The 21,080-nt window shown below is 55.3% G+C and carries 20 protein-coding genes; 19 read left to right on the top strand and 1 reads right to left on the bottom strand.

Annotated elements, in window-relative coordinates:
- Positions 1–3: 3 nt before the first annotated feature.
- Positions 4–1,017, bottom strand: a complete 1,014-nt coding sequence (locus tag R2K26_RS07910) for an asparaginase (RefSeq protein ID WP_316519497.1) — start codon at positions 1,015–1,017, stop codon at positions 4–6.
- 175 nt (positions 1,018–1,192) lie between these two features.
- Here R2K26_RS07910 and R2K26_RS07905 point away from each other — a divergent pair, with 175 nt between their 5' ends.
- From R2K26_RS07905 to R2K26_RS07815, 19 genes are all read left to right on the top strand, one after another.
- The gene (locus R2K26_RS07905; protein WP_316519496.1) at positions 1,193–1,966 is read left to right on the top strand and encodes a copper homeostasis protein CutC; all 774 of its coding nucleotides are present in this window, start codon (positions 1,193–1,195) and stop codon (positions 1,964–1,966) included.
- 27 nt (positions 1,967–1,993) lie between these two features.
- Entirely contained in the window at positions 1,994–4,081 is a 2,088-nt protein-coding gene (locus R2K26_RS07900) for an AAA family ATPase (protein WP_316519495.1), read from the top strand.
- A 290-nt stretch (positions 4,082–4,371) separates the two neighbouring features.
- The gene (locus R2K26_RS07895) at positions 4,372–5,490 is read left to right on the top strand and encodes a GTP-binding protein (protein WP_316519494.1); all 1,119 of its coding nucleotides are present in this window, start codon (positions 4,372–4,374) and stop codon (positions 5,488–5,490) included.
- Between the two features lie 34 nt (positions 5,491–5,524).
- Positions 5,525–6,469 carry a GTP-binding protein gene (locus R2K26_RS07890; RefSeq protein ID WP_308448683.1) on the top strand — a complete coding sequence of 315 codons (945 nt, stop codon included), beginning with the start codon at positions 5,525–5,527 and terminating at the stop codon, positions 6,467–6,469.
- A gap of 140 nt (positions 6,470–6,609) precedes the next feature.
- Positions 6,610–7,731, top strand: a complete 1,122-nt coding sequence (locus tag R2K26_RS07885) for a class I SAM-dependent RNA methyltransferase (RefSeq protein WP_316519493.1) — start codon at positions 6,610–6,612, stop codon at positions 7,729–7,731.
- Between the two features lie 24 nt (positions 7,732–7,755).
- Complete coding sequence (locus tag R2K26_RS07880) at positions 7,756–8,706, top strand: diacylglycerol kinase family protein (protein ID WP_316519492.1); 951 nt, start codon at positions 7,756–7,758, stop codon at positions 8,704–8,706.
- Positions 8,696–9,277 carry a GNAT family protein gene (locus R2K26_RS07875; RefSeq protein ID WP_316519491.1) on the top strand — a complete coding sequence of 194 codons (582 nt, stop codon included), beginning with the start codon at positions 8,696–8,698 and terminating at the stop codon, positions 9,275–9,277. The genes R2K26_RS07880 and R2K26_RS07875 overlap by 11 nt, the downstream gene beginning before the upstream one ends.
- Before the next feature lie 178 nt (positions 9,278–9,455).
- A complete protein-coding gene (gene rsxC, locus R2K26_RS07870) occupies positions 9,456–10,802 on the top strand; it encodes an electron transport complex subunit RsxC (RefSeq protein WP_316519490.1) in 1,347 nt (448 codons plus the stop codon).
- A complete protein-coding gene (locus R2K26_RS07865) occupies positions 10,799–11,755 on the top strand; it encodes an RnfABCDGE type electron transport complex subunit D (RefSeq protein ID WP_316519489.1) in 957 nt (318 codons plus the stop codon). Before rsxC ends, R2K26_RS07865 begins: the two co-directional genes overlap by 4 nt.
- Entirely contained in the window at positions 11,752–12,300 is a 549-nt protein-coding gene (locus tag R2K26_RS07860) for an RnfABCDGE type electron transport complex subunit G (RefSeq protein WP_316519488.1), read from the top strand. The genes R2K26_RS07865 and R2K26_RS07860 overlap by 4 nt, the downstream gene beginning before the upstream one ends.
- A 1-nt stretch (position 12,301) precedes the next feature.
- Positions 12,302–12,991, top strand: coding sequence for an electron transport complex subunit RsxE (gene rsxE, locus R2K26_RS07855; protein WP_176820801.1), 690 nt, complete (start codon positions 12,302–12,304; stop codon positions 12,989–12,991).
- Positions 12,988–13,599, top strand: a complete 612-nt coding sequence (locus R2K26_RS07850; RefSeq protein ID WP_176820800.1) for an electron transport complex protein RnfA — start codon at positions 12,988–12,990, stop codon at positions 13,597–13,599. Before rsxE ends, R2K26_RS07850 begins: the two co-directional genes overlap by 4 nt.
- A gap of 22 nt (positions 13,600–13,621) precedes the next feature.
- Positions 13,622–14,416 carry an RnfABCDGE type electron transport complex subunit B gene (locus R2K26_RS07845; protein WP_176820799.1) on the top strand — a complete coding sequence of 265 codons (795 nt, stop codon included), beginning with the start codon at positions 13,622–13,624 and terminating at the stop codon, positions 14,414–14,416.
- A 299-nt stretch (positions 14,417–14,715) separates the two neighbouring features.
- Positions 14,716–14,991 carry a TM1266 family iron-only hydrogenase system putative regulator gene (locus R2K26_RS07840; protein WP_176820798.1) on the top strand — a complete coding sequence of 92 codons (276 nt, stop codon included), beginning with the start codon at positions 14,716–14,718 and terminating at the stop codon, positions 14,989–14,991.
- Between the two features lie 58 nt (positions 14,992–15,049).
- On the top strand, positions 15,050–16,465 hold the full coding sequence (gene hydG, locus R2K26_RS07835) for a [FeFe] hydrogenase H-cluster radical SAM maturase HydG (RefSeq protein WP_316519487.1): 1,416 nt from the start codon (positions 15,050–15,052) through the stop codon (positions 16,463–16,465).
- Positions 16,466–16,501: 36 nt separating this feature from the next.
- Positions 16,502–17,701, top strand: coding sequence for a [FeFe] hydrogenase H-cluster maturation GTPase HydF (gene hydF, locus R2K26_RS07830; RefSeq protein WP_316519486.1), 1,200 nt, complete (start codon positions 16,502–16,504; stop codon positions 17,699–17,701).
- A gap of 379 nt (positions 17,702–18,080) precedes the next feature.
- The gene (gene groES / locus R2K26_RS07825; protein ID WP_176820795.1) at positions 18,081–18,365 is read left to right on the top strand and encodes a co-chaperone GroES; all 285 of its coding nucleotides are present in this window, start codon (positions 18,081–18,083) and stop codon (positions 18,363–18,365) included.
- 51 nt (positions 18,366–18,416) lie between these two features.
- Positions 18,417–20,045 (top strand): chaperonin GroEL, encoded by a 1,629-nt coding sequence (gene groL / locus R2K26_RS07820; protein ID WP_316519485.1) that lies wholly within the window; start codon positions 18,417–18,419, stop codon positions 20,043–20,045.
- A gap of 259 nt (positions 20,046–20,304) precedes the next feature.
- On the top strand, positions 20,305–20,931 hold the full coding sequence (locus R2K26_RS07815; protein ID WP_316519484.1) for a hypothetical protein: 627 nt from the start codon (positions 20,305–20,307) through the stop codon (positions 20,929–20,931).
- Positions 20,932–21,080 lie beyond the last annotated feature (149 nt).

Here is a 21,080-nt window from a genome sequence, read left to right as displayed (position 1 = left end):
ATTTTAAAAGTGCTTTTCAAGCGTAAACACGGTTTTCACTTCGCCGACGGGCGTGTCGTTGTCGTTGACGGTAACGCCGTTGTTAAGCGAGACGAGCATCTTATCGGTATCGGCGTTATAGTAGCCGATCTGGCGGAAGATCTCGCGGATGATGAGCGGCCAGACTGCCTCGGTGCCGTCCTTAATCTTGAAGGAGATGCCGATGCGCTCCTTTTTAAGGCCGATGCCGTACACGCTGTTCGCGCCGCCCTTTGCGATGATGTTCGCGTCGTGGTTGATGAGGGAGCACAAGTAGCCCGTGCCGCGCATCATGTGCGGATATTCATGGATACGCGGGATAAAGCGGCGGGCAGCGTCCTGCAGAACGTCGTCCTGAATCGTATCGATGCACGCGAGGTTCTTATATGCCGTCGCGATGTTCTTCATCGGGTAAGCGAACACCGGCACGCCGCAGCCGTCGATGCCGATGACAACCTTTTCTTCCGGGTACTCGGAGAGCACGCTCATGGTGCGCAGCACTTCGTTCTGTCCGACGGAGCCGACCTTCCAGTAATCCTTCACATCGCCGCCCATTTCACGCTGGGTGAGCATGAGCGCCGCGTGCTTGCCGCTGCAGTTGTGGTAGAGCTTCGACTTCGGCAGCCCCTGACGGATGCGCTCTTCGTTTGCTTCCGTAGAGCCCGGCACGGTCGGCTTCATGATGAGGTCTTCCGGATTTAAGTCGGCTTTTTTCATGATGGATTTCAAAGCGTTGATGTGGAAGCTTTCGCCGAGGTGCGAGCCTGCGAACAGCACGGTTTCTTCATCGGTAAAACCGTATTTTTCGTCGAGGTGATGCGCGATAACGGGCAGCGCCTGCACGGGCTTCGAAGCGGAGCGGTAGAAAACCATGGCCTCCGGGTCGCCTGCGGAGTAGATGACCTTACCCTTTTCATCTACAATGCTGATGTAGCCGTAATGCGTCAGGTCCAAAAGCCCGCCGCGGAATTCTTCTGTTAAACGAACGGTATCTGACATAATCTCGTCCCCTGTCTTTAGAATTTAACGATTTATCTTTCTTTTTACGTTCAAAGCTATTATAATCTTTTTTAGAGGATTGTAAAGGCTTTTGTGTGAGAATAGTCAAAAGTGCAGAAAGCGGCGTGTTTTAAAGCGCCGCAGATAGGACAAATAAACGAAAGTTGGTATAAATATGAAAGAAAAAGTATTGTTTGAGGTTTGCTGCGGTTGCTTTGAAGACGCCGTACAGGCCGAAAAAGGCGGCGCAGACCGCATTGAACTCAACGCCGCGCTGTTTTTGGGCGGCCTTACGCCGAGCATCGGCACGGTGCAGACCGTGAAAAATACACTGAAAATTCCCGTGATGTGCATGGTGCGCCCGCGCGAGGGCGGCTTTTGCTACACGGACTTTGACTACGAGACCTGCTGCCGCGATATGGAAGCACTGTTAAATGCAGGCGCGGACGGCATTGTCTTCGGTTTTTTGAAGCCGGACGGCACGGTTGACACCGACCGCTGCGCCGATTTTATCGGGAAAATCAAGAAAATCAACCCGAACGCCGAGATTGTGTTCCACCGCGCCATTGACGTGGTGCCGGACGTATTTGAAGCGCTCGATGATCTTATTGCCCTCGGTGTAACGCGCGTTTTGACGAGCGGCCAGCGTGAAAGCGCGATAAAGGGCGCAAAGACTGTGAAAAAGATGATCGAATACGCAAGTGACCGCATCGATATTCTGCCCGGCGGCGGTATCAACACGCAGAACGTCGGGGAATTTATCAACGAGACCGGCACGCACAGTGTACACGCCTCGGCGCGCTCCCTGCGGCACGACACAAGCGTCTGCGGCAACCCGGTGATCTTTTTCGGCGGCAAATTGAACGGCGTGGGTATCCCGGAGAACGAATATAAAGTGACGGACAGCGCTTTGGTGCAAAACGTCGTTGCAGCAATCGAAGCGCGGTAAGCTTTACCCGGAGAAAGGGGATTTTAGGTGAAAAACGATATTGACAGCATTTTGGATGCGCTGTTTTCCGGCGGAAAGTTGAACGTGGGCAGCGGCACGAAAAGCCGCGCCGCAAAAGACGCCGAGGATTTTTTGAACAGCATCGAAAAAACGAATGCCAACATGCAGAGCAGCCTGAATCGGCAGATCAGCGACCTCGATAAGCTGACGAGCGACGCGCAGCGCAGCATGGACGAAATGCGCCGTCTGCTGGACGCCGAGGGCCTGACCGGCACGCCCGAAATGGAAGCGCCGAAAGCGGAGACCGCAGAAAAAAAGCCGGAGGCAAAGGGCGCGGAGGAGCCGCCGCAGGACCCCGCGCAGTCGTTCCGCGAGGCGAGGGAAGCGACGGGCAGAACGGTCATTGGGCAGGACGCATTTTTGGACAGCCTGTTCACCGCATTTCGCCGCCCGAGCGTGACGGGGCGCGAAAACGGCAAGCCCGCGGCGGTCGTCGTGATCTCTGGCAAAGAGGGCACAGGCAGGCACAGCGCGCTTGCGGCTTCGGCTGCGGCGCTCTGCAAAGAGGGCGTTTTGAAAAACGGCGAGGTCACGAATATCGATCTTTCCCGCTACCCGAACGCCGAAGACGGTAAATTACTCACACAGGATCTTTTTTCCGCGCTGCACAGCGAAAATGATATTGTACTGTTTGAAAATTTTGAGCAGTGCCACAAATCTTTGCTGCCCATGGTGGCGGCGCTGTGCGAGACGGGCGTTTTAAAATTAGCTTCGCGTTATGCTTTGCAGAAAGGCATGCTCATCGATGTCGGCACGGCGCTTGTGCCCGATGCCGTCAGCGAAATTTCCGTAAACGGGAAGTACCTCGTCTTTTTGACGAGCCAAAAGGACAGCGCGTTCACCGATGCGTTCGGCGCGGCATTTTTGTCCTCCGTCACGGATTTCTGCCGCACGGCGGAATTCACGCGCGAGAGCCTGCTCAGGATCGGCGAAGCGGCGCTCGGTGCATTAAACGACCGCACAAAGGCTAAGCTAAACTACGCGTTCACGTTCGGTGAGGATGCCTCGGCGTTTTTGGCGGATAAATTCAGTCGCCGCGACGGCGTGGAGAGCATGGCGCGGCTGACGGAACGTTGCTTCCGCCTTTTGAGCGAAGAAAAGCTGCGCCGCGCGGAAAAGGACGGTGAAAAGACCGTTTCCGGCACACTCGGCGTAAAAGACGGTGTGCTTATGTTCACATTCCCGGATTTTGCCGTCACGGTGGAAGAAGAGAAAAAGCAGGCGGCAGACCCGAAAGCCGCCGAAGAAGTGAAATCGGAGCTTAACGAGATCATCGGACTTAGTGAAGTGAAGGACTACGTGCTGTCGCTTGAGCAGAACTATATCATTCAGCGGCTGCGCGAAGCGCGCGGCATGAAGGCCGATGTGCCCACCATGCACATGATTTTTACCGGCAATCCCGGCACGGGCAAAACGACTATCGCAAGGCTCGTTTCACGCTATTTAAAAGCCATGGGCGTACTGAGCGGCGGGCAGCTGATTGAAGTCACGCGCGCCGACCTTGTAGGCAAATACGTCGGTCACACCGCACCGCTCACGCAGCAGGTCATTCGCTCTGCGCTCGGCGGCGTGCTGTTCATCGATGAGGCATATTCGCTGTACCGCGGCGCAGACGACAGTTTCGGACTGGAAGCCATCGATACCATCGTCAAGGGGATGGAGGACCACAGAGAAGACCTTATCGTTATTTTGGCGGGCTATACAAAAGAAATGGAGGAGTTTCTCACGGCGAACTCCGGCCTGCGCTCGAGATTCCCGAATATCATCGAGTTTCCGGATTATACGGCGGAGGAGTTGCTGGCCATTACAAAGCTGACTGCAAAGAAAAAGGGCTATACGATCGATGAAACATGCGAAACGCCGCTGCTTCAATATTACGAAAAGCGGCAGGCAACGGACGCCAGAACGGCGGGCAACGGACGCTTGGTGCGCAATTTGGTTGAGGACGCGATCTTAAACCAGTCTCGCAGATTGACGGGCGGAGACGTGACAAAACTGACGGAAGCGGAGCTTGCGGCGCTTTTAAGCGAGGATTTTGACCTAAGCGAAGGATAGAAACGGTGTGAAACCGCATGAAAATGATGAAAGTGTAAACATTTATCGATTTCTCTTGCAACTTTTAAAAGAAAGATTTACAATACAAGATTGGAGAGACCGAAAGTTTCAGTAAACTTCCATTCTGTGATAAGCGAAAGACAACCGAGCGAATAAAGTTTCGCCCGCCTTTTCAAAGGCGGCGGATCCCAAAGGCAGCGTCTTTGGTCACTTTCCGCAGAAAGCGAATTGCGCGGTCCCTCCAAGAGCGTTTATCCAAACCGTAAATTATGGCGAAAGGGCATGAGAATATGACGAAAATCGATATTTTTTCCGGCTTCCTAGGCGCAGGCAAAACCACGCTGATCCGCAAGCTGATCTCCGAAGCTTTTAAGGGCGAAAAGCTCGTCCTCATCGAAAACGAGTTCGGCGAGATTGCCATTGACGGCGGCTTTTTGCAGGACGCCGGCATTGAAATCACCGAGATGAGCCAGGGCTGCATCTGCTGCAGCCTTGTGGGCGACTTCGGCAAGGCGCTGCGTCAGGTGCTGGAGACCTACCACCCGGACCGCATTTTGATCGAGCCGTCCGGCGTAGGCAAGCTGAGCGATGTGATCCGTGCCGTGCAGAACCTGCACATGGAAGACGTTACGCTGAATAGCTTCACCACCGTTGCCGATGCAAACAAGTGCAAAATGTACATGAAGAACTTCGGCGAGTTCTATAACGACCAGATCGAGCACGCAAACTCCATCATTCTGAGCCGCACGGACGGTATTAAGCCCGAAAAGCTTGAAGCCTGCGTCGCTCTGTTGCGCGAGCACAACCAGAACGCCACCATCATTACCACCCCGTGGGATCAGCTCACCGGCGCACAGATTCTCGAGACGATGGAGCACAAGAATACCCTTGAAGAGGAGCTGAAGCTCCTTGCCGAGGAGACCGAGCACGAGCACCACCATCACCACGATCATGACCACGAAGAGCATGACGAGCACTGCACCTGCAGCTGCCACGACCACCATGACGATGACGACGAGCACGAACATCACCATCACGACCACGAAGAGCATGATGAGCACTGCACCTGCGGCTGCCATGACCACGATCACGACCATGATGAGCATGACCACGAGCATCACCACCATCATCATGCCGACGAGGTGTTCACAAGCTGGGGCACCGAGACGACCCGCAAGTTCACGAAGGACGAGATCGAGCACATCCTCGAAGAGCTTGACAACAGCGAAAAGTACGGTATGATCCTGCGTGCAAAGGGCATCGTCGCAGGCCGGGACGGCGAGTGGATCCACTTCGACTATGTGCCGGAGGAGACCTCTGTGCGCAACGGCAGCGCCGGCGTCATCGGCCGCCTGTGCGTCATCGGTTCTCACATCAACGAGGCCGCAATCGAAGCGCTGTTCGCGTAATGCGGGCTGAACCTTACAGAAAGGCGGAATATGGATGGATGATATGCCGGTTTACCTGTTTACGGGCTTTCTCGAATCAGGCAAGACCTCTTTTATAGACGAAACACTTGCGGATAAGCGTTTCAATAACGGGCAGCGTACCTTGCTGCTCGTCTGCGAGGAAGGCGAGGCGGAGTACGACGAGTCCCGCCCCTACATGAAGAACATCTATGTGGAAAACATTGAGGACGAAGACGAGCTGACGAGCGAAACGCTTGACATCCTCGCGAAAAAGCATCGCGCTTCCCGTGTGCTCATCGAGTATAACGGCATGTGGCAGCTGAAAACGCTGTACGACAACATGCCGGAAAACTGGGCGGTCTATCAGGAATTCATGTTCGCGGATGCGACGACATTCCTCACTTACAACGCCAACATGCGCGGCCTTGTTGTGGATAAGCTCTCCGGCTGCGAGTTGGTCGTGTTCAACCGTTTCACGAAGGACATGGACAAAATGGCGTTCCACAAGATTGTGCGCGGCATCAGCCGCCGCCCGGACATCGCCTACGAGTACACGAACGGCGACGTCGAATACGACGAGATCGAAGATCCGCTGCCGTTTGACATCAACGCGCCGGTCGTAAAGATTGAAGACGGCGATTACGCGCTGTGGTACCGTGACCTTTCCGAAGATCCGAAGAAGTACGACGGCAAGGTCGTCGAGTATAAGGGCCTTGCAGCCGTGAACCCGCGCATGAAGCCGGGCATGTTCTTCTTCGGCCGCCAGCTGATGACCTGCTGCGTGGAGGATATCCAGTTTGCGGGTCTGCTCACGCTGTGCGACGCGGACAAAATGCCGGAAAACGGAAAGTGGTATACCATGCGCCTTTCCGTTGCGTATAAGTGGCACAAGCTCTACGGCCGCAAGGGTCCGGTTCTGACGCTTCAGAACATCGAGCCTGCCGAAGCGCCCGCGCAGCCCGTTGCGACGTTCTATTAAGCTTAAATTCATTGCCCGTTGGCTTTCCAAAAGTCGGCGGGTAATTTTTTTATTTATTTTTCCGTATACGGTGTCGAAAGTGCGCGATTTATGGTATACTAAAAATTACTTAAATATATGAAATGAAAATGGTGATAACTTTGCATACATATCAGCTTGTTTTGCCCTGCCTTTTGGGTGTTGAGGGTCTTGTAGCGGAGGAGCTCCGCGATATGGGCGCGGAAAATGTCGCGCCGGAAAACGGACGCGTGCTGTGCGCAGGCTCCCCGGAGATGATCGCCCGCGCGAATATCCGCTCCCGCTTTGCGGAGCGCGTGCTCGTTCTGCTCGGTACATTTGAAGCGAAAAGCTTTGAAAGCCTGTTTCGCGGCGTGAAGGCCCTGCCGTGGACGGAGTGGATCGGCCGCGACGACGCATTTCCGGTCAAGGGGCGGTGCTTATCGAGTCAGCTCATGAGCGTGCCGGACTGTCAGGCCATTATCAAAAAAGCCGTGGTGGAAAGCCTGAAGGAGACGTATAAGCTGGAGCATTTCCCGGAGACGGGCGCGAACTACCAGATTCAGTTTTTAATCATGAAAGACAAGGTCAGCATTATGCTGGATACGAGCGGCGCGGGGCTGCACAAGCGCGGTTACCGCAAAAATTCCAACGAAGCGCCCATCAAAGAGACGCTTGCGGCGGTCATGGCAAAGCTTTCCCGTGTGCGTACGGACGGCACGCTCATCGACCCTTTCTGCGGTTCGGGTACGATTTTAATCGAGGGCGCCATGCTTGCCATGCACATTGCGCCCGGCCTGCGCCGCCACTTTGCGGCGGAAAAGTGGAAAGCTGTCCCCGGAAATATCTGGGACAACGAGCGCATTGCCGCAAAGGCGCTTGAACGCCGCGATGAGGGCTTTTTGGCGTTCGGCTATGACATTGATCCAGAGGCCGTGCGCCTGACGCTTGAAAACGCGAAGAAAGCGGGCGTTGCGCAGTATATTTCGGCGGAAGTACGCGACATCAAGGATTTCAGAAACGACGGCCCGTTCGGCTGCGTCATCTGCAACCCGCCGTACGGCGAGCGGCTTTTAGACGTAAAAACGGCGGAGGACATCTACAAAACGATGGGGCGCGTCTTCACGCCGAAGCGCGGCTGGAGCTATGCTGCCATCAGTCCGGACGAGCGATTTGAGACATGCTTCGGCAAAAAAGCCGACCGCCGCCGCAAGCTCTACAACGGCATGATCCGCTGCCAGTATTACATGTATTTTAAGGCATAAAAGATGCTTTAGGGGAGGGTACATATGCGGAATGTTTATATCATCAACCCAAAAGCCGGCAAGCACGACCATACCGTGCAGTTTATGGAGCGTATTCGCGCCGTGCATGCCACGCACGGGGAAGAGCCGGAAATTTACCTCACACAGCGCGCGGGCCATGGCGAGGAGCTGGCAAGAGCGGCCGCCGAAAAGGGCGATGCGGTGCGCATTTGGGCTGTCGGTGGCGACGGCACGGTGCTGGAGGTCGTGCGCGGTGCGGAGTTTCACGAAAACGCCGCTGTGGGTGTGTACCCATGCGGCAGCGGCAACGACTTCGTGCGTTCATTCGGCAAGCGAGAAGTGTTTTTGAACCCGGAAAATCAGCTGGCGGGAAAAACCGTGCCCATCGATATGATCCGCACGCAGCACGGCGACGCCGTGAACATCTGCTCCGTGGGTTTTGATGCCAAGGTGGCGGCAGAGATGAATTATTATAAGCACCTGCCGTTCGTTTCGGGTGAGTTTGCGTATACCATTTCGCTTGCAAAGTGCTTTTTGGGGCACCTTGCGGACCGAATGACCGTGACGTTTTACTATGCGGACGGCACAAAAGAGACCGTTACGGGCGAATTTCTGTTCACGCTTGCGGGCAACGGTCGCTGGTATGGCGGCGGGTACTGCGGCGCGCCGAACTCGGTGATGGACGACGGTCTGCTCGATTTTGTGCTGATCCGAAAGCCCGCCTATTTCCGCATTCCGGGTCTTGTGCCGAAGTATAAGCGCGGTGAGCATTTAAGCAACCCGGCGTTTTCCGACCTGCTCGTTTACCGCCGCGGCGTGAAGATCGAAATTCAAAGCGAAAATGAAGTCGTCAGCAATATGGACGGCTTGTGCATCAAGGTGAAAAGCGAGGAATACAACATTCTGCCGCACGCACTGAATTTCATTTTGCCGCGCGGCGCGGCATTGCCGAAGGAGCCGAAAAATGTGCGGTGATACACTCGGAAAAGCGGAAATCTTAACGCCGCGCCTGCGCCTTAGACGCTTTTCCATGCAGGATATGAGCGGCTTTCTGCTGTTTGCCGCCGATGCGGATACCATGCTGCGGGCGGGTTCCAAGCCGGTTTCTACACCGGCGGAGGCAGAGAGTGAATTGAGGCGCGCCGCAGACGACCCGTATGCCTTTGCCATCACCCTGCGCGAAACGGGTGAAGTGATGGGCAAGATCAAGTATCAGCGCGATTATTGCCGCTATAATACGGACAGTATTTCGATTGGCTACGAGCTTTCGCGCCGCTACCGCCATAACGGCTACATGACGGAAGCGCTGCGCGCCATGGTGCAGAACGCGTTTGAAGTGATGAACGTCGAGGTCGTCGCCATCAGCCACTTTGCGGGCAACGAGCCGTCAAGAAAAGTCATCGAGCGCGCGGGATTCATCTTTGAGGGCGTTATGCCGTGCGGCTTTAAGCGGTTTGACGGCGAAATTTTTGACAATGTGTGTTACTCCATCCTGCGTTCGGAGTACGATACGGGGCTCATTTCGTCCGTGCGACGCATGCGGTAAAGCTTACAAATAAATGTGCATGCCCATATTCCGTCAGAAAATTGTGGAAATACCGCTTTTTTCTATTGCCAATGTACAAAAGCGGTGCTAAAATTGAATAAATCCAAAAACTGTGACTTTGTTGTGTCTTGCACCGGCAAAGTCTGTTTTTTAACGCGAAAGAAAGGAAGGAATAAAGATGGAACAGTCTTTTCCGAAGCGCCCGTTCCGCACGCACGGCGGCGCGCATGTGCCGCACCATAAGAACACGGCGCATACCGAAACGCACGTGATGCCGCCGCCTGATGAGATCACGCTGCCCATGACGCAGCACATCGGCGCACCGTGTGTGCCCTGTGTGAAAAAGGGCGACCACGTGTATGTCGGCACCAAGGTCGCGGACAGCGACGCATACATTTCCGTGCCGATCCATTCCTCGGTTTCCGGCACCGTGAAGGAGATCAAAAAAGTCATTATGCCCGGCGGGCAGGCGGTGGACGCCGTCATCATCACGTCGGACGGGTTAATGGAGCACGACCCTGCGGTATGTCCCCCGCCGGAGATCAAAACGAAGCAGCAGCTGGCCAATGCGGCGCGCGCTTCGGGTCTCGTCGGTCTCGGCGGTGCAGGCTTTCCGGCGCACGTGAAATTAAACGTCCCCCCGGACAAAAAAATCGATACGCTCATCGTCAACGTTGCGGAGTGTGAGCCGTATATTACCTCCGACCACCGCGAGGCGCTTGAAAACGGCAAAAACGTGCTTGCCGGTATTTATAAGATCAAAGAGATTTTAGACGTGCACCGCGTCATCATCGCGATTGAAGACAACAAGCCCGACGCCATCGAAGCGCTGACGCGCATTGCGGATGACCCGAAAATGGACCCGAACGACGAAGTGCGCGTGTTAAAGCTGCATGCAAGCTACCCGCAGGGCGCGGAAAAGGTGCTGGTGCAGGCGGCAACGGGCAGAAAAGTCCCGGCGGGCGGTCTGCCGGCAGACGTGGGGTGCCTTGTCATGAATATCGGCTCCGTCTCGTTCCTTGCAAGCTACATGCGTACCGGCATGCCGCTGACGATGAAGCGCGTCACGGTGGACGGCAGCGCCGTGCAGAACCCGCAGAATGTCATTGTGCCCATCGGCACAAAAATTCGCGAGGTCATGGAATTTTGCGGCGGCTATAAGGAAGAACCGCAGAAGCTCATCATGGGCGGCCCGATGATGGGCGTCGCCGTGACAACCGACGAGCTGCCGGTCTTAAAGCAGAATAACGGGTTACTCGCGTTCGGTGCGGAAGAAGCGCGCCTTTTGGAGCCGACCGATTGCATCCGCTGCGGCCGCTGCGTTGCGGCATGTCCCATGAACCTTGTGCCCGCAAAGCTTGAAAAATACGCGGAGCGCAAGGATGTGGAAATACTGAAAAAACTCGACATCATGACGTGCATGGAATGCGGCTGCTGCGCATTCTCCTGCCCGGCGAAACGCCGCATCGTGCAGGCCATTCGCCTCGGCAAATACTATGTAAAGAAGGAGGCGGCTAAAAAGTGAACAAATTCATCGTTTCCTCCTCGCCGCACTTTCAGTCGAAAGACACCACCCAGACTTTGATGCTGGACGTCATTTTGGCGCTGACCCCGGCGATGATTGCGTCCGTCATCATTTTCGGCTTCCGCGCGGCGGTTATTATCCTGACAACGGTCGCGTCCTGCATTTTGAGCGAATACATATCCCGCCGCGTCATGAAGCGCCGCCAGACGGTCGGTGACCTTTCCTGCGTTGTGACGGGCGTTTTGCTCGCGATGAACCTGCCCGTTTCCATCAGCCCCATCATTGCGGCGTTCGGCGGCGTCATCGCCATTGTTGTCGTAAAGCAGATGTTCGGCGGCATCGGACAGAACTTCGTGAACCCCGCGCTGACAGCGCGTATCATTCTGATGAACTCGTTCCCGGCGAAAATGACCGCGTGGACGGCGCCGATGGACCACAGCTTCTCCGATGCCATGACGACCGCAACGCCGCTCGGCGTTCTCTCCGAGGGCACGGGTGCGACGCTGCCGAGTTACCTCGATATGTTTCTCGGCAACACGGGCGGATGCCTCGGCGAGACCTGTGCACTCGCACTCATTCTCGGCGGTATTTACCTTGTTGTGCGCCGCGTTATCAGCCCGGTTATCCCGGTCACGTACCTTGCAACGGCAGCAGTGCTTTCCGCACTGCTCGGCCGCGACCCGCTGATGGATATTCTTTCCGGCGGCCTCTTGCTCGGCGCGATTTTCATGGCGACCGATTACACCACAAGCCCTATCAACTTCAGCGCACGCGTCATCTATGCCGTCGGCTGCGGCGTGCTGACGATTTTAATCCGCCAGTTCGCGTCTCTGCCGGAGGGCGTATCGTACTCCATCGTACTGATGAATATTTTAGTGCCGCTCATTGAGCGCGTTGCGAAGCCGCAGACGTTCGGCAAAACGAAGGCAAAGAAAGCGGGTGACGCAAAATGAAGATCACCGCGAAAGATATTTTAAAACCGGCGCTCATTCTGTTTGTCATCTGCCTTGTCGTCACGGCGCTTCTGGCGGGCACAAACCTGCTGACGAAGGATAAAATTGCCGAGCAGTCCGCACTGGAAGCGGAGCAGTCGAGAAAAGTCGTTTTGAGCGACGCGGACAGCTTTGAAGAAGCGGACGGCTATTACATCGGCAAAGCGAATAACGAAACGGTCGGCTACGTTTTCCAGACGGAGGCGAAGGGCTACGGCGGTGCGGTGAAGGTCATGACCGGCATCAGCGCCGACGGGCAGATCACCGGCGTTGTCATTCTGGAGCACAGCGAAACGCCGGGGCTCGGCGCAAATGCGGAAAAAGCTTCCTTTACGGATCAGTTTAAGCAGACTGCGCCGGAAAACGGCATCACGCTTGTGAAGAACAAGGCACCGTCGGACGGCGAGATCGAAGCCATGACCGGCGCGTCCATCACGAGCCGCGCGGTGACGAATGCCGTCAACGAAGCCATCACAAAGTACAACACGGTAAAGGAGGGCGCATAACATGGCAAAAAGCCTCAAAGAAGAATTTACAAAAGGCATTATCAAAGAGAACCCCGTGCTGCGCCTGATGCTCGGCACCTGCGCGACGCTCGCCGTCACAACGGCAGCTTCGAACGCCATCGGCATGGGCCTTGCGACGACATTCGTACTCGTATGTTCCAACGCCGTTATTTCTCTTCTCAAAAAAATCATCCCGGATAAAGTCCGCATCCCGGCGTATATCACCATTGTTGCGGGTTTTGTTACCATTGTGCAGCTGCTCATCAAGGCCTACGTGCCGGCGCTTAACAAGTCGCTCGGCGTGTTCCTGCCGCTCATCGTTGTCAACTGCATCATTTTGGGCCGTGCGGAAATGTTCGCCAGCAAAAATCCCGTGCTGCCGAGCATCGTAGACGGTCTCGGCATGGGCGTGGGCTTCACCGCCGCGCTGCTCGCCATGGGCATCATCCGTGAATTGCTCGGCGCGGGTACCGTGTTCGGCATTCCGCTCCTCTCGAATTTCATGGATCCCATCATCATTTTCCTGCTCCCGCCGGGCGGCTTCTTCGTGTTCGGTATTCTCATCGCCATTGCGGGCAAGCTTTCCGCGGAGGGCAAAGCGCCGGAGACCATGGGCTGCGCTGCATGCCCGTTGGCGGCTTCCTGCTCCAAGGTACAGGAAAAATGTGAAAAGGAGGGCGGCAAAGCATGAGTCTTAAATTTTTAGTCGGCATTTTCCTTGCCGCAATCCTCACGGAGAACTATATTCTCAATAAGTTTCTCGGCATCTGTCCGTTCCTCGGCGTTTCCAAAAAGCTCAATACGGCGTTCGGCATGAGCTGCGCCGTAACGGTTGTCATGGTTATCGCGACGGCGGTCACGTGGCCGGTGTATACGTATGTACTTGTCCCGCTGAACCTCGATTATTTGCAGACCGTGGTGTTCATCCTCATCATCGCGGCGCTTGTGCAGCTTTTGGAGACCGTGATGCACAAGTATATGCCGCCGCTGTATAACGCGCTCGGCATTTATCTGCCGCTCATCACGACAAACTGCGCCGTGCTGGGCGTGACGATGCTCGTGCTCGAAAAAGGCGCGGAAAACCCGAGCTTCGGCTATTTGGCGTCGCTTGTCAACGCGTTCGGCGCAGGCATCGGCTTCATGGTTGCAATGGTCATTTTCGCCGGTGTGCGTGAGCGCCTCGAGCTGTGCGACGTGCCGAATTTCCTCAAAGGTCTGCCGATCACGCTGATCGCCGCGTCGCTTGTGGCGGTTTCGTTCCTCGGCTTTAACGGCATTATAGACCGTCTGCTCGCCTGAGCAAAACGAAAGGGGTTTCTATATGGATAAAATTTTGATCCCGGTTCTGATCGTCGCGGGCATCGGTCTTCTGGCGGGTATTATTCTGGCGGTCGCCTCCGCCATCATGGCCGTGCCGAAGGACGAGAAAGCGGAAGCGATTTTAGAGGTGCTTCCGGGCGCGAACTGCGGCGCGTGCGGTTTTTCCGGCTGCTCCGGCTATGCGGCGGCGCTCTCTAAGGGCGAAGCGCAGCCCGGGCTGTGTTCTCCCGGCGGCGAAGCGTGCGCCAAAGCGTGCGCAGAGCTGCTTGGCACGGGCGACGTTGCCGTCGAGAAAAAGACGGCGCTTGTCCACTGCATGGGCAGCTATGACTGCACCAGCGACAAAATGCGCTACGACGGCATCGATAGCTGCGCCGCATCTACCCTGCTTGCCGGCGGTATCTCCAGCTGCCGCTACGGCTGCATGGGCATGGGCGACTGCGCCGCCGTGTGCGAATACGGCGCAATCAACGTCTGCAACGGCATGGCGTCAATCGACCCCGCAAAGTGCCGCGGCTGCGCAAAATGCACCGCTGCATGTCCGAAGGGGCTCATCAGCTTTGTGCCGCTGAAAAAGCAGGCGGTCGTGCGCTGCTCCAACTGTGATAAGGGCGCAGAGACGATGAAGGTTTGCAAGGTGGGCTGTATCGGCTGCGGCAAGTGCATGAAGGCGTGCGAAGTGGGCGCCGTAAAGGTAACGAACTTCTGCGCGAAGGTCGATCCCGCAAAGTGCATCGGCTGCGGCAAATGTGCCGAGGTCTGCCCGAGACATGTCATCACTATGCTGGACGCGTAATTTTTGAAACAAACAGAGCCTCGGCTGTACGCCGGGGCTTTTTTGTTGTTAAAATTTGCAATCCGCTCTTTACAAATCCCTGAAAATCCGTTATACTATACAAAACACGGTTCACCAAAGTTTTTTCTGCGGTGCGCCGCAAAACAGCTTTTTCGTTCTGAGCACAAGGCATCGCCGCGTGTAAGCCGAAAATGGATAGAGGTATATTCCGCAGATAGATTCTGCGCTTTTTGTGCTTCCTGCATTTTCGGCAGGGAGCATTTTTGTTTTGCTTGTTTTATAAAAACGGGAGGTGTTTTATGCAGACACGCGTAGCCGTGATGAGCATTATTTTAGAAGATAACGCCCACGCGGAAGAAATCAACGACATTCTGCACCTGTACGGCCGGTACATCATCGGACGTATGGGGCTGCCGTACAGACAGAAAAATATCAACATCATCTGTGTGGCGGTGGATGCCCCACAGGATGTCATCAGCGCCATGGCGGGAAAGCTCGGGCGCGTGCGCGGCGCCAACATCAAAACGGCGTATTCCAATTTCACGAGCACAGAGCCGGAAATCAAAACGGAGTGATCCGAAAAAATGACTAACGGGAAAGTGAACTGACCCGAAAGAAAGGAAAATTCAAATTATGTACGATCCGAAATCCTTAAAAGCAGAGGAATTTATCTGCCACGAAGAAATTGAAGACACCTTAAAATACGCAGACGAGAACAAAGATAACCTGCCGCTCATCCGCGAAATTCTCGATAAAGCCCGTCTGTGTAAGGGGCTTTCGCACCGCGAAGCATCCGTTCTGCTCGCCTGCGAAGACCCGGAGATTCTGGACGAAATCTATAAGCTCGCAAACGAGATCAAGCACAAGTTTTACGGTAACCGCATTGTCATGTTTGCGCCGCTGTACCTTTCCAACTACTGCGTGAACGGCTGCATCTACTGTCCGTATCACCGCCAGAACCATCACATCCCGCGCCGCAAGCTGACGCAGGAGGAGGTTGCAAAGGAAGTCATTGCGCTGCAGGACATGGGTCATAAGCGCCTTGCCATTGAAGCCGGCGAAGACCCGGTGAATAACCCCATCGAGTACATTCTCGACTGCATCAAGACCATTTACAGCATTCAGCATAAGAACGGCGCCATCCGCCGCGTAAACGTCAACATCGCCGCGACGACCGTGGAAAACTACCGCAAATTAAAGGAAGCCGGCATCGGCACGTACATTCTGTTCCAGGAGACCTACCACAAGGAAAGCTATGAAAAGCTGCATCCCACGGGCCCGAAGCATAACTACGCCTACCACACCGAGGCGATGGACCGTGCCATGGAGGGCGGTATCGATGACGTGGGTCTCGGCGTTCTGTACGGCCTTGAAATGTACCGTTACGAGTTCTGTGGCCAGCTGATGCACGCGGAGCACCTTGAAGCCGTGCATGGCGTAGGCCCGCATACCATCAGTGTGCCGCGCCTTAAAAAAGCCGACGACATTGACCCGACGAAGTTTGATAACGGCATCAGCGACGAAACATTCGCGAAAATCTGCGCACTTATTCGTATCGCCGTGCCGTACACCGGCATGATCATCTCCACGCGTGAGAGCCAGAAGGTGCGCGAGCAGGTTATCAACCTCGGCGTTTCGCAGATCAGCGGCGCATCCCGTACCTCCGTCGGCGGCTATGCCGAAGAGGAGCGCCCCACCGACACCGAGCAGTTCGACGTTTCCGACCAGCGCTCCCTTGACGAGGTCGTCCGCTGGCTGATGGAGACCGACCACATTCCGTCCTTCTGCACGGCATGCTACCGCGAGGGCCGCACCGGCGACCGCTTCATGAGCCTGTGTAAGAGCGGACAGATCCAGAACTGCTGCCACCCGAACGCACTCATCACCTTAAAAGAATTCCTCGAGGACTACGCTTCCCCGGAGACGAAGGCCATCGGCGAAAAGATGATCGCGCAGGAGCTTGAAAATATCCCGAACGAGAAGACCCGCAGCATCGCAAAGGGCTACGTTGAAAAGGTCGCCCACGGCGAGCGCGACTTCCGTTTCTAAAACTTTCGGTTATTCTTTAAAAGGCAGGCGACTTCTATGGCAGACCTCAACCAGACCCCCTCGGCAAACCGTGTGCACATCGCATTTTTCGGCAAGCGCAACGCCGGTAAATCCAGCGTGGTGAACGCCGTTACGGGGCAGAATATCTCCATTGTGTCCGATGTCAAGGGCACCACGACCGACCCTGTGCAGAAAGCCATGGAGCTTTTGCCGCTTGGCCCGGTCGTCATTATCGACACGCCCGGCATGGACGACGAGGGCACCGTGGGCGAGCTGCGTGTGCAGCGCGCCCGGCAGGTACTCAATAAAGCTGATATTGCGGTGCTCGTCATCGACGGCACGGTCGGCAAAAGTGCGGAAGACCTCGCACTGCAAAAGCTCATCGAGAAAAAAGGCGTGCCGTATATCATCGTATTGAATAAAGCCGACCTCGGCGGGTTCAAGGCCGAAAACGACAACGAAATCGCGGTCAGCGCGAAGACGGGCGAGCATATTTTTGAGCTCAAGGAAAAGCTTGCCGCCATCGCTGCAAAGGGGCAGAACACCAAAGTTATTTTGGGTGACTTACTTGAGCGCGGCGACCACGTGGTGCTCGTCACGCCCATCGATTCCTCCGCGCCGAAAGGCCGCATGATTTTGCCGCAGGTGCAGGCCATCCGCGATATTCTGGACGCAGGTGCAACATGCTCTGTCACGCAGGTGGAAGAGCTTGCGGGCGTGCTAAACGGCCTCAAAACGCCGCCGAAGCTCGTTGTTACGGACAGCCAGGCATTCGGCAAAGTAAAGCAGATCGTGCCCGAGGGCATTAAGCTCACGTCATTCTCCATCTTATTTGCGCGCTACAAGGGCGTTTTAGAGACGGCCGTGCGCGGCGCTGCGGCTATTGAGAATCTGAAAGCGGGCGACCGCATTTTGATCTCCGAAGGCTGCACGCATCACCGCCAGTGCGGCGATATCGGCACCGTGAAGCTGCCCGCGTGGATCCGCAAACACACCGGCAAGGACTTTGAATTCGAGTTTACTTCCGGCGGCGGATTTCCCGAAGATCTTTCGCTGTATGCCCTTATTGTGCACTGCGGCGGCTGTATGCTGAATGAACGCGAAATGCAGTTCAGACAGTCTTCCGCCGAAGAAAAAGGTGTGCCGTACACGAACTACGGCATTCTCATTGCATATATCAATGGCATTTTAAAGCGGAGCTTAGCCCCGTTTGACGAATATGCCTCCATGATTTAAGCTGTCATTTGCAAAAGACAGTCCCGGCTTTCAAACGAGCGCGGGGCTGTTTTTTTGTCGTTTTGTGGGTGGTTTTGTATGAAAAAAGCGGACATCAGAGGACATCGGAGGACAAAATTATTACGGAACTGTTAAAAGTCAAAAAAAACGCGTTTTCCTATTGACTTTTCTTGACCAAGTGATTAGAATAAGTTTAGCACTCGGGGATAAGGAGTGCTAAAGTGTAAGCGGCACAGCTCCCCGAGACCTAAACTTGTATTTCTTTACCGACCGGGCCGCACCCCGGCGGGTTTCGCGGCGCACCCCGCTGTACGCGAAAAACTTATTTATGAACTGCGGGGAGAAAGGATACGGCGCATTAGGCGCCGAGGTGGAAGTTATGACCATTAAGCCTTTGACAGACAGAGTACTCATTCAGGCCGAAAAAGCGGAGGAGACCACAAAGAGCGGCATCGTGCTGACAAGCGCGGCACAGGAGAAGCCGCAAATCTCCCGTGTTATCGCAGTAGGCCCCGGCGGCATGGTAGACGGCAAGGAAGTCGTTATGCAGCTTAAGGCCGGCGACCGCGTCATCACCGGCAAGTACACCGGCACGGAAGTGAAGATCGACGGCGAGGAATATACCATCGTTCGTCAGTCCGACGTTCTGGCAGTCGTTGAGTAATTTGAGTTTCAGTCTTTATTTTTGATATTTGGAATTGTGAGGTAATTTATTATGGCAAAGCAGATCATTTACGGCGAAGAAGCCAGAAAAGCATTGCTCGGCGGTATCAACAAGCTTGCAGATACCGTTAAGATCACCCTTGGCCCGAAGGGCAGAAACGTTGTGCTCGATAAGAAGTTCGGCGCACCGCTCATCACGAACGACGGCGTGACAATCGCTAAGGAAGTTGAGCTTGAAGATCCGTTTGAGAACATGGGCGCACAGCTCGTGAAGGAAGTTGCAACCAAGACGAACGACGTTGCAGGCGACGGCACCACGACCGCAACGCTGCTTGCACAGGCACTTATCCGTGAGGGCATGAAGAACGTTACCGCAGGCGCAAACCCGATGGTCCTGAGAAAGGGCATTCAGAAGGCGACCGAGACCGCTGTTGAGGCGATTGAGAAGAACTCCAAGAAGGTCTCCGGCACGAAGGACATTGCACGTGTTGCGGCTGTTTCCTCCGCAAGTGAGCAGATCGGCAACCTCATCGCCGACGCGATGGAAAAGGTCACGTCCGACGGCGTTATCACCGTTGAAGAATCCAAGACGGCCGAGACGTACAGCGAGGTCGTAGAAGGCATGATGTTCGACCGCGGCTACATTACGCCGTACATGGTCACCGATACCGACAAGATGGTTGCTGTCATCGACGATGCGTACATCCTCATCACCGATAAGAAGATCTCCAACATTCAGGAGATTCTGCCGTTGCTCGAGCAGATTGTACAGTCCGGCAAGAAGCTCGTCATCATCGCGGAGGACATTGAGGGCGAGGCGCTGACCACCCTGATCCTCAACAAGCTCCGCGGCACGTTCACCTGCGTGGGCGTTAAGGCTCCGGGCTTCGGCGACAGAAGAAAAGAAATGCTCACCGATATCGCAACGCTCACGGGCGGCCAGGTCATCTCCAGCGAGCTGGGCCTTGAGCTGAAGGATACCACCGTTGATCAGCTCGGCCGTGCACGTCAGGTCAAGATCGACAAGGAAAACACCATCATTGTTGACGGTGCAGGTGACAGCGAGGCTATCAAGAGTCGTGTCGGCCAGATCAGAAGCCAGATCGAGACCACCACGTCCGATTTCGACCGTGAGAAGCTGCAGGAGCGCCTTGCAAAGCTCGCAGGCGGCGTAGCGGTTATCAAGGTCGGTGCGGCTACCGAGGTCGAAATGAAAGAGCAGAAGATGCGCATTGAGGACGCTCTGGCTGCAACGAAGGCTGCTGTTGAAGAGGGCATCGTCGCAGGCGGCGGCACCGCACTCATCGATGCGATTCCGGCTGTTAAGGCCTATGTCGATTCCGTTGACGGCGACGAGAAGACCGGCGCTGCCATCGTTCTGAAGGCGCTTGAGGAGCCGGTTCGCCAGATTGCTGCGAACGCAGGTCTGGAGGGCTCCATCATCATTGAGCACCTGAAGGCAAAGAACACCGTCGGCTACGGCTACAATGCTCTGACCGATACCTACGGCGACATGATCGACGAAGGCATCGTTGACCCGACAAAGGTTACACGTTCCGCTCTGCAGAACGCTTCCTCCGTGGCTTCCACCGTTCTGACCACCGAGTCCCTCGTGGCAGACATCAAGGAGCCGGCTGCACCCGCAGCTCCGGCAGCACCGGACATGGGCGGCATGTACTAATGAAGAGCGCTTAAACCGCATGAAAACGTCATAAAACGTTGATCCCCCGCACAGGAAATTCCCTGCGCGGGGGATTTTTGTAGGAAAACACAAGTTTGTGCGATGAAATATGGGATTCCGCCGATTGACAATGCGGTGCGGTCTTGATACTATTATAGTAGATAAATATTTAACAATACCGAGGCGGATACGATTTCGGTACGTTCAAAAAAGCCTTGGTACGGCGGCTTTTTAAGCCGAAAAAAGGAAAGGTGATCGTATGAAAAAGTATGTAAGCTTGGTGTTGTGTCTGCTGCTTGCAGCACTGCTTTTTACGGGCTGCGCGGGCGGAAACGGCGGGTCTTCCGGCGGAGGAAAGACATCGGACGCGGCGGTGAATGAAGCGCTGCTCGGATGCTTCGGAAAGTCTGCGGATGAAGCCGTGAAGGCGCTGGGACTGAAGGACGGCCAAAAGGCCGGCGACTACGGCTACACGCTGGACTACGCGTGGGGCGGGCAAACGATGGAAACGAATCTTGCTACAAACTACGGCGGTGCGGGTGTGTTCGGCTATGCGGAAGCGCAGAAGACGTTTGAAAACAACGATGCGGGCACGGCAGAAATTAAAGCGTTTGTGGAGAAATTCACGGCGCAGTTTAACGACCCGTATGCCGTGACGTGCTACACGCAGGCGGAAAAGACGAAAGAAACGTATGACGCGGCGCAGCTTGAAACGTATTTGAAAGACGTGGCGGGCGGCGAAAGCGGCAGCGGCGTGCAGCTCCGGTTCAGCCTTGCGGGTGAAAACGACCGCATGAGCGATGACGGCGATTATATTGAGGTTTCCGTACAGAACACAGGCGACGGGCTGCGCGTGAAGCTCAGCATGGAGCATGTGAATCGATAAGGATATGAAAGCCGCGCTCGGCAGAATCGGGCGCGGTATTTTATAATCTGTGTAAAATATTTTTCCGGGGAAGAAAACCTCTTGCATATTTTATGAAAATCCGATATGATGAGGATAGGGAGCGCGGGCGCCTGAACGGGTCGGGCGCG

Origin of the sequence: Neglectibacter sp. CSJ-5 (genome assembly GCF_032490475.1) — a bacterium.
GTDB classification, from domain to species: Bacteria; Bacillota; Clostridia; order Oscillospirales; family Acutalibacteraceae; genus Hominenteromicrobium; species Hominenteromicrobium mulieris.
The sequence above is the reverse complement of the archived record's forward strand: the minus strand, read 5'-3'. Positions and strand labels throughout refer to the sequence as shown.

Excerpts from the sequence above, each read along its gene's own strand:
- groL (WP_316519485.1), top strand. The coding sequence starts at position 18,417 with ATGGCAAAGCAGATCATTTACGGCGAAGAAGCCAGAAAAGCATTGCTC.
- rsxC (WP_316519490.1), top strand. The coding sequence starts at position 9,456 with ATGGAACAGTCTTTTCCGAAGCGCCCGTTCCGCACGCACGGCGGCGCG.
- R2K26_RS07905 (WP_316519496.1), top strand. The coding sequence starts at position 1,193 with ATGAAAGAAAAAGTATTGTTTGAGGTTTGCTGCGGTTGCTTTGAAGAC.
- hydG (WP_316519487.1), top strand. The coding sequence starts at position 15,050 with ATGTACGATCCGAAATCCTTAAAAGCAGAGGAATTTATCTGCCACGAA.
- R2K26_RS07815 (WP_316519484.1), top strand. The coding sequence starts at position 20,305 with ATGAAAAAGTATGTAAGCTTGGTGTTGTGTCTGCTGCTTGCAGCACTG.
- R2K26_RS07895 (WP_316519494.1), top strand. The coding sequence starts at position 4,372 with ATGACGAAAATCGATATTTTTTCCGGCTTCCTAGGCGCAGGCAAAACC.
- groES (WP_176820795.1), top strand. The coding sequence starts at position 18,081 with ATGACCATTAAGCCTTTGACAGACAGAGTACTCATTCAGGCCGAAAAA.
- rsxE (WP_176820801.1), top strand. The coding sequence starts at position 12,302 with ATGGCAAAAAGCCTCAAAGAAGAATTTACAAAAGGCATTATCAAAGAG.
- hydF (WP_316519486.1), top strand. The coding sequence starts at position 16,502 with ATGGCAGACCTCAACCAGACCCCCTCGGCAAACCGTGTGCACATCGCA.
- R2K26_RS07880 (WP_316519492.1), top strand. The coding sequence starts at position 7,756 with ATGCGGAATGTTTATATCATCAACCCAAAAGCCGGCAAGCACGACCAT.
- R2K26_RS07845 (WP_176820799.1), top strand. The coding sequence starts at position 13,622 with ATGGATAAAATTTTGATCCCGGTTCTGATCGTCGCGGGCATCGGTCTT.
- R2K26_RS07860 (WP_316519488.1), top strand. The coding sequence starts at position 11,752 with ATGAAGATCACCGCGAAAGATATTTTAAAACCGGCGCTCATTCTGTTT.
- R2K26_RS07890 (WP_308448683.1), top strand. The coding sequence starts at position 5,525 with ATGGATGATATGCCGGTTTACCTGTTTACGGGCTTTCTCGAATCAGGC.
- R2K26_RS07850 (WP_176820800.1), top strand. The coding sequence starts at position 12,988 with ATGAGTCTTAAATTTTTAGTCGGCATTTTCCTTGCCGCAATCCTCACG.
- R2K26_RS07875 (WP_316519491.1), top strand. The coding sequence starts at position 8,696 with ATGTGCGGTGATACACTCGGAAAAGCGGAAATCTTAACGCCGCGCCTG.
- R2K26_RS07910 (WP_316519497.1), bottom strand. The coding sequence starts at position 1,017 with ATGTCAGATACCGTTCGTTTAACAGAAGAATTCCGCGGCGGGCTTTTG.
- R2K26_RS07840 (WP_176820798.1), top strand. The coding sequence starts at position 14,716 with ATGCAGACACGCGTAGCCGTGATGAGCATTATTTTAGAAGATAACGCC.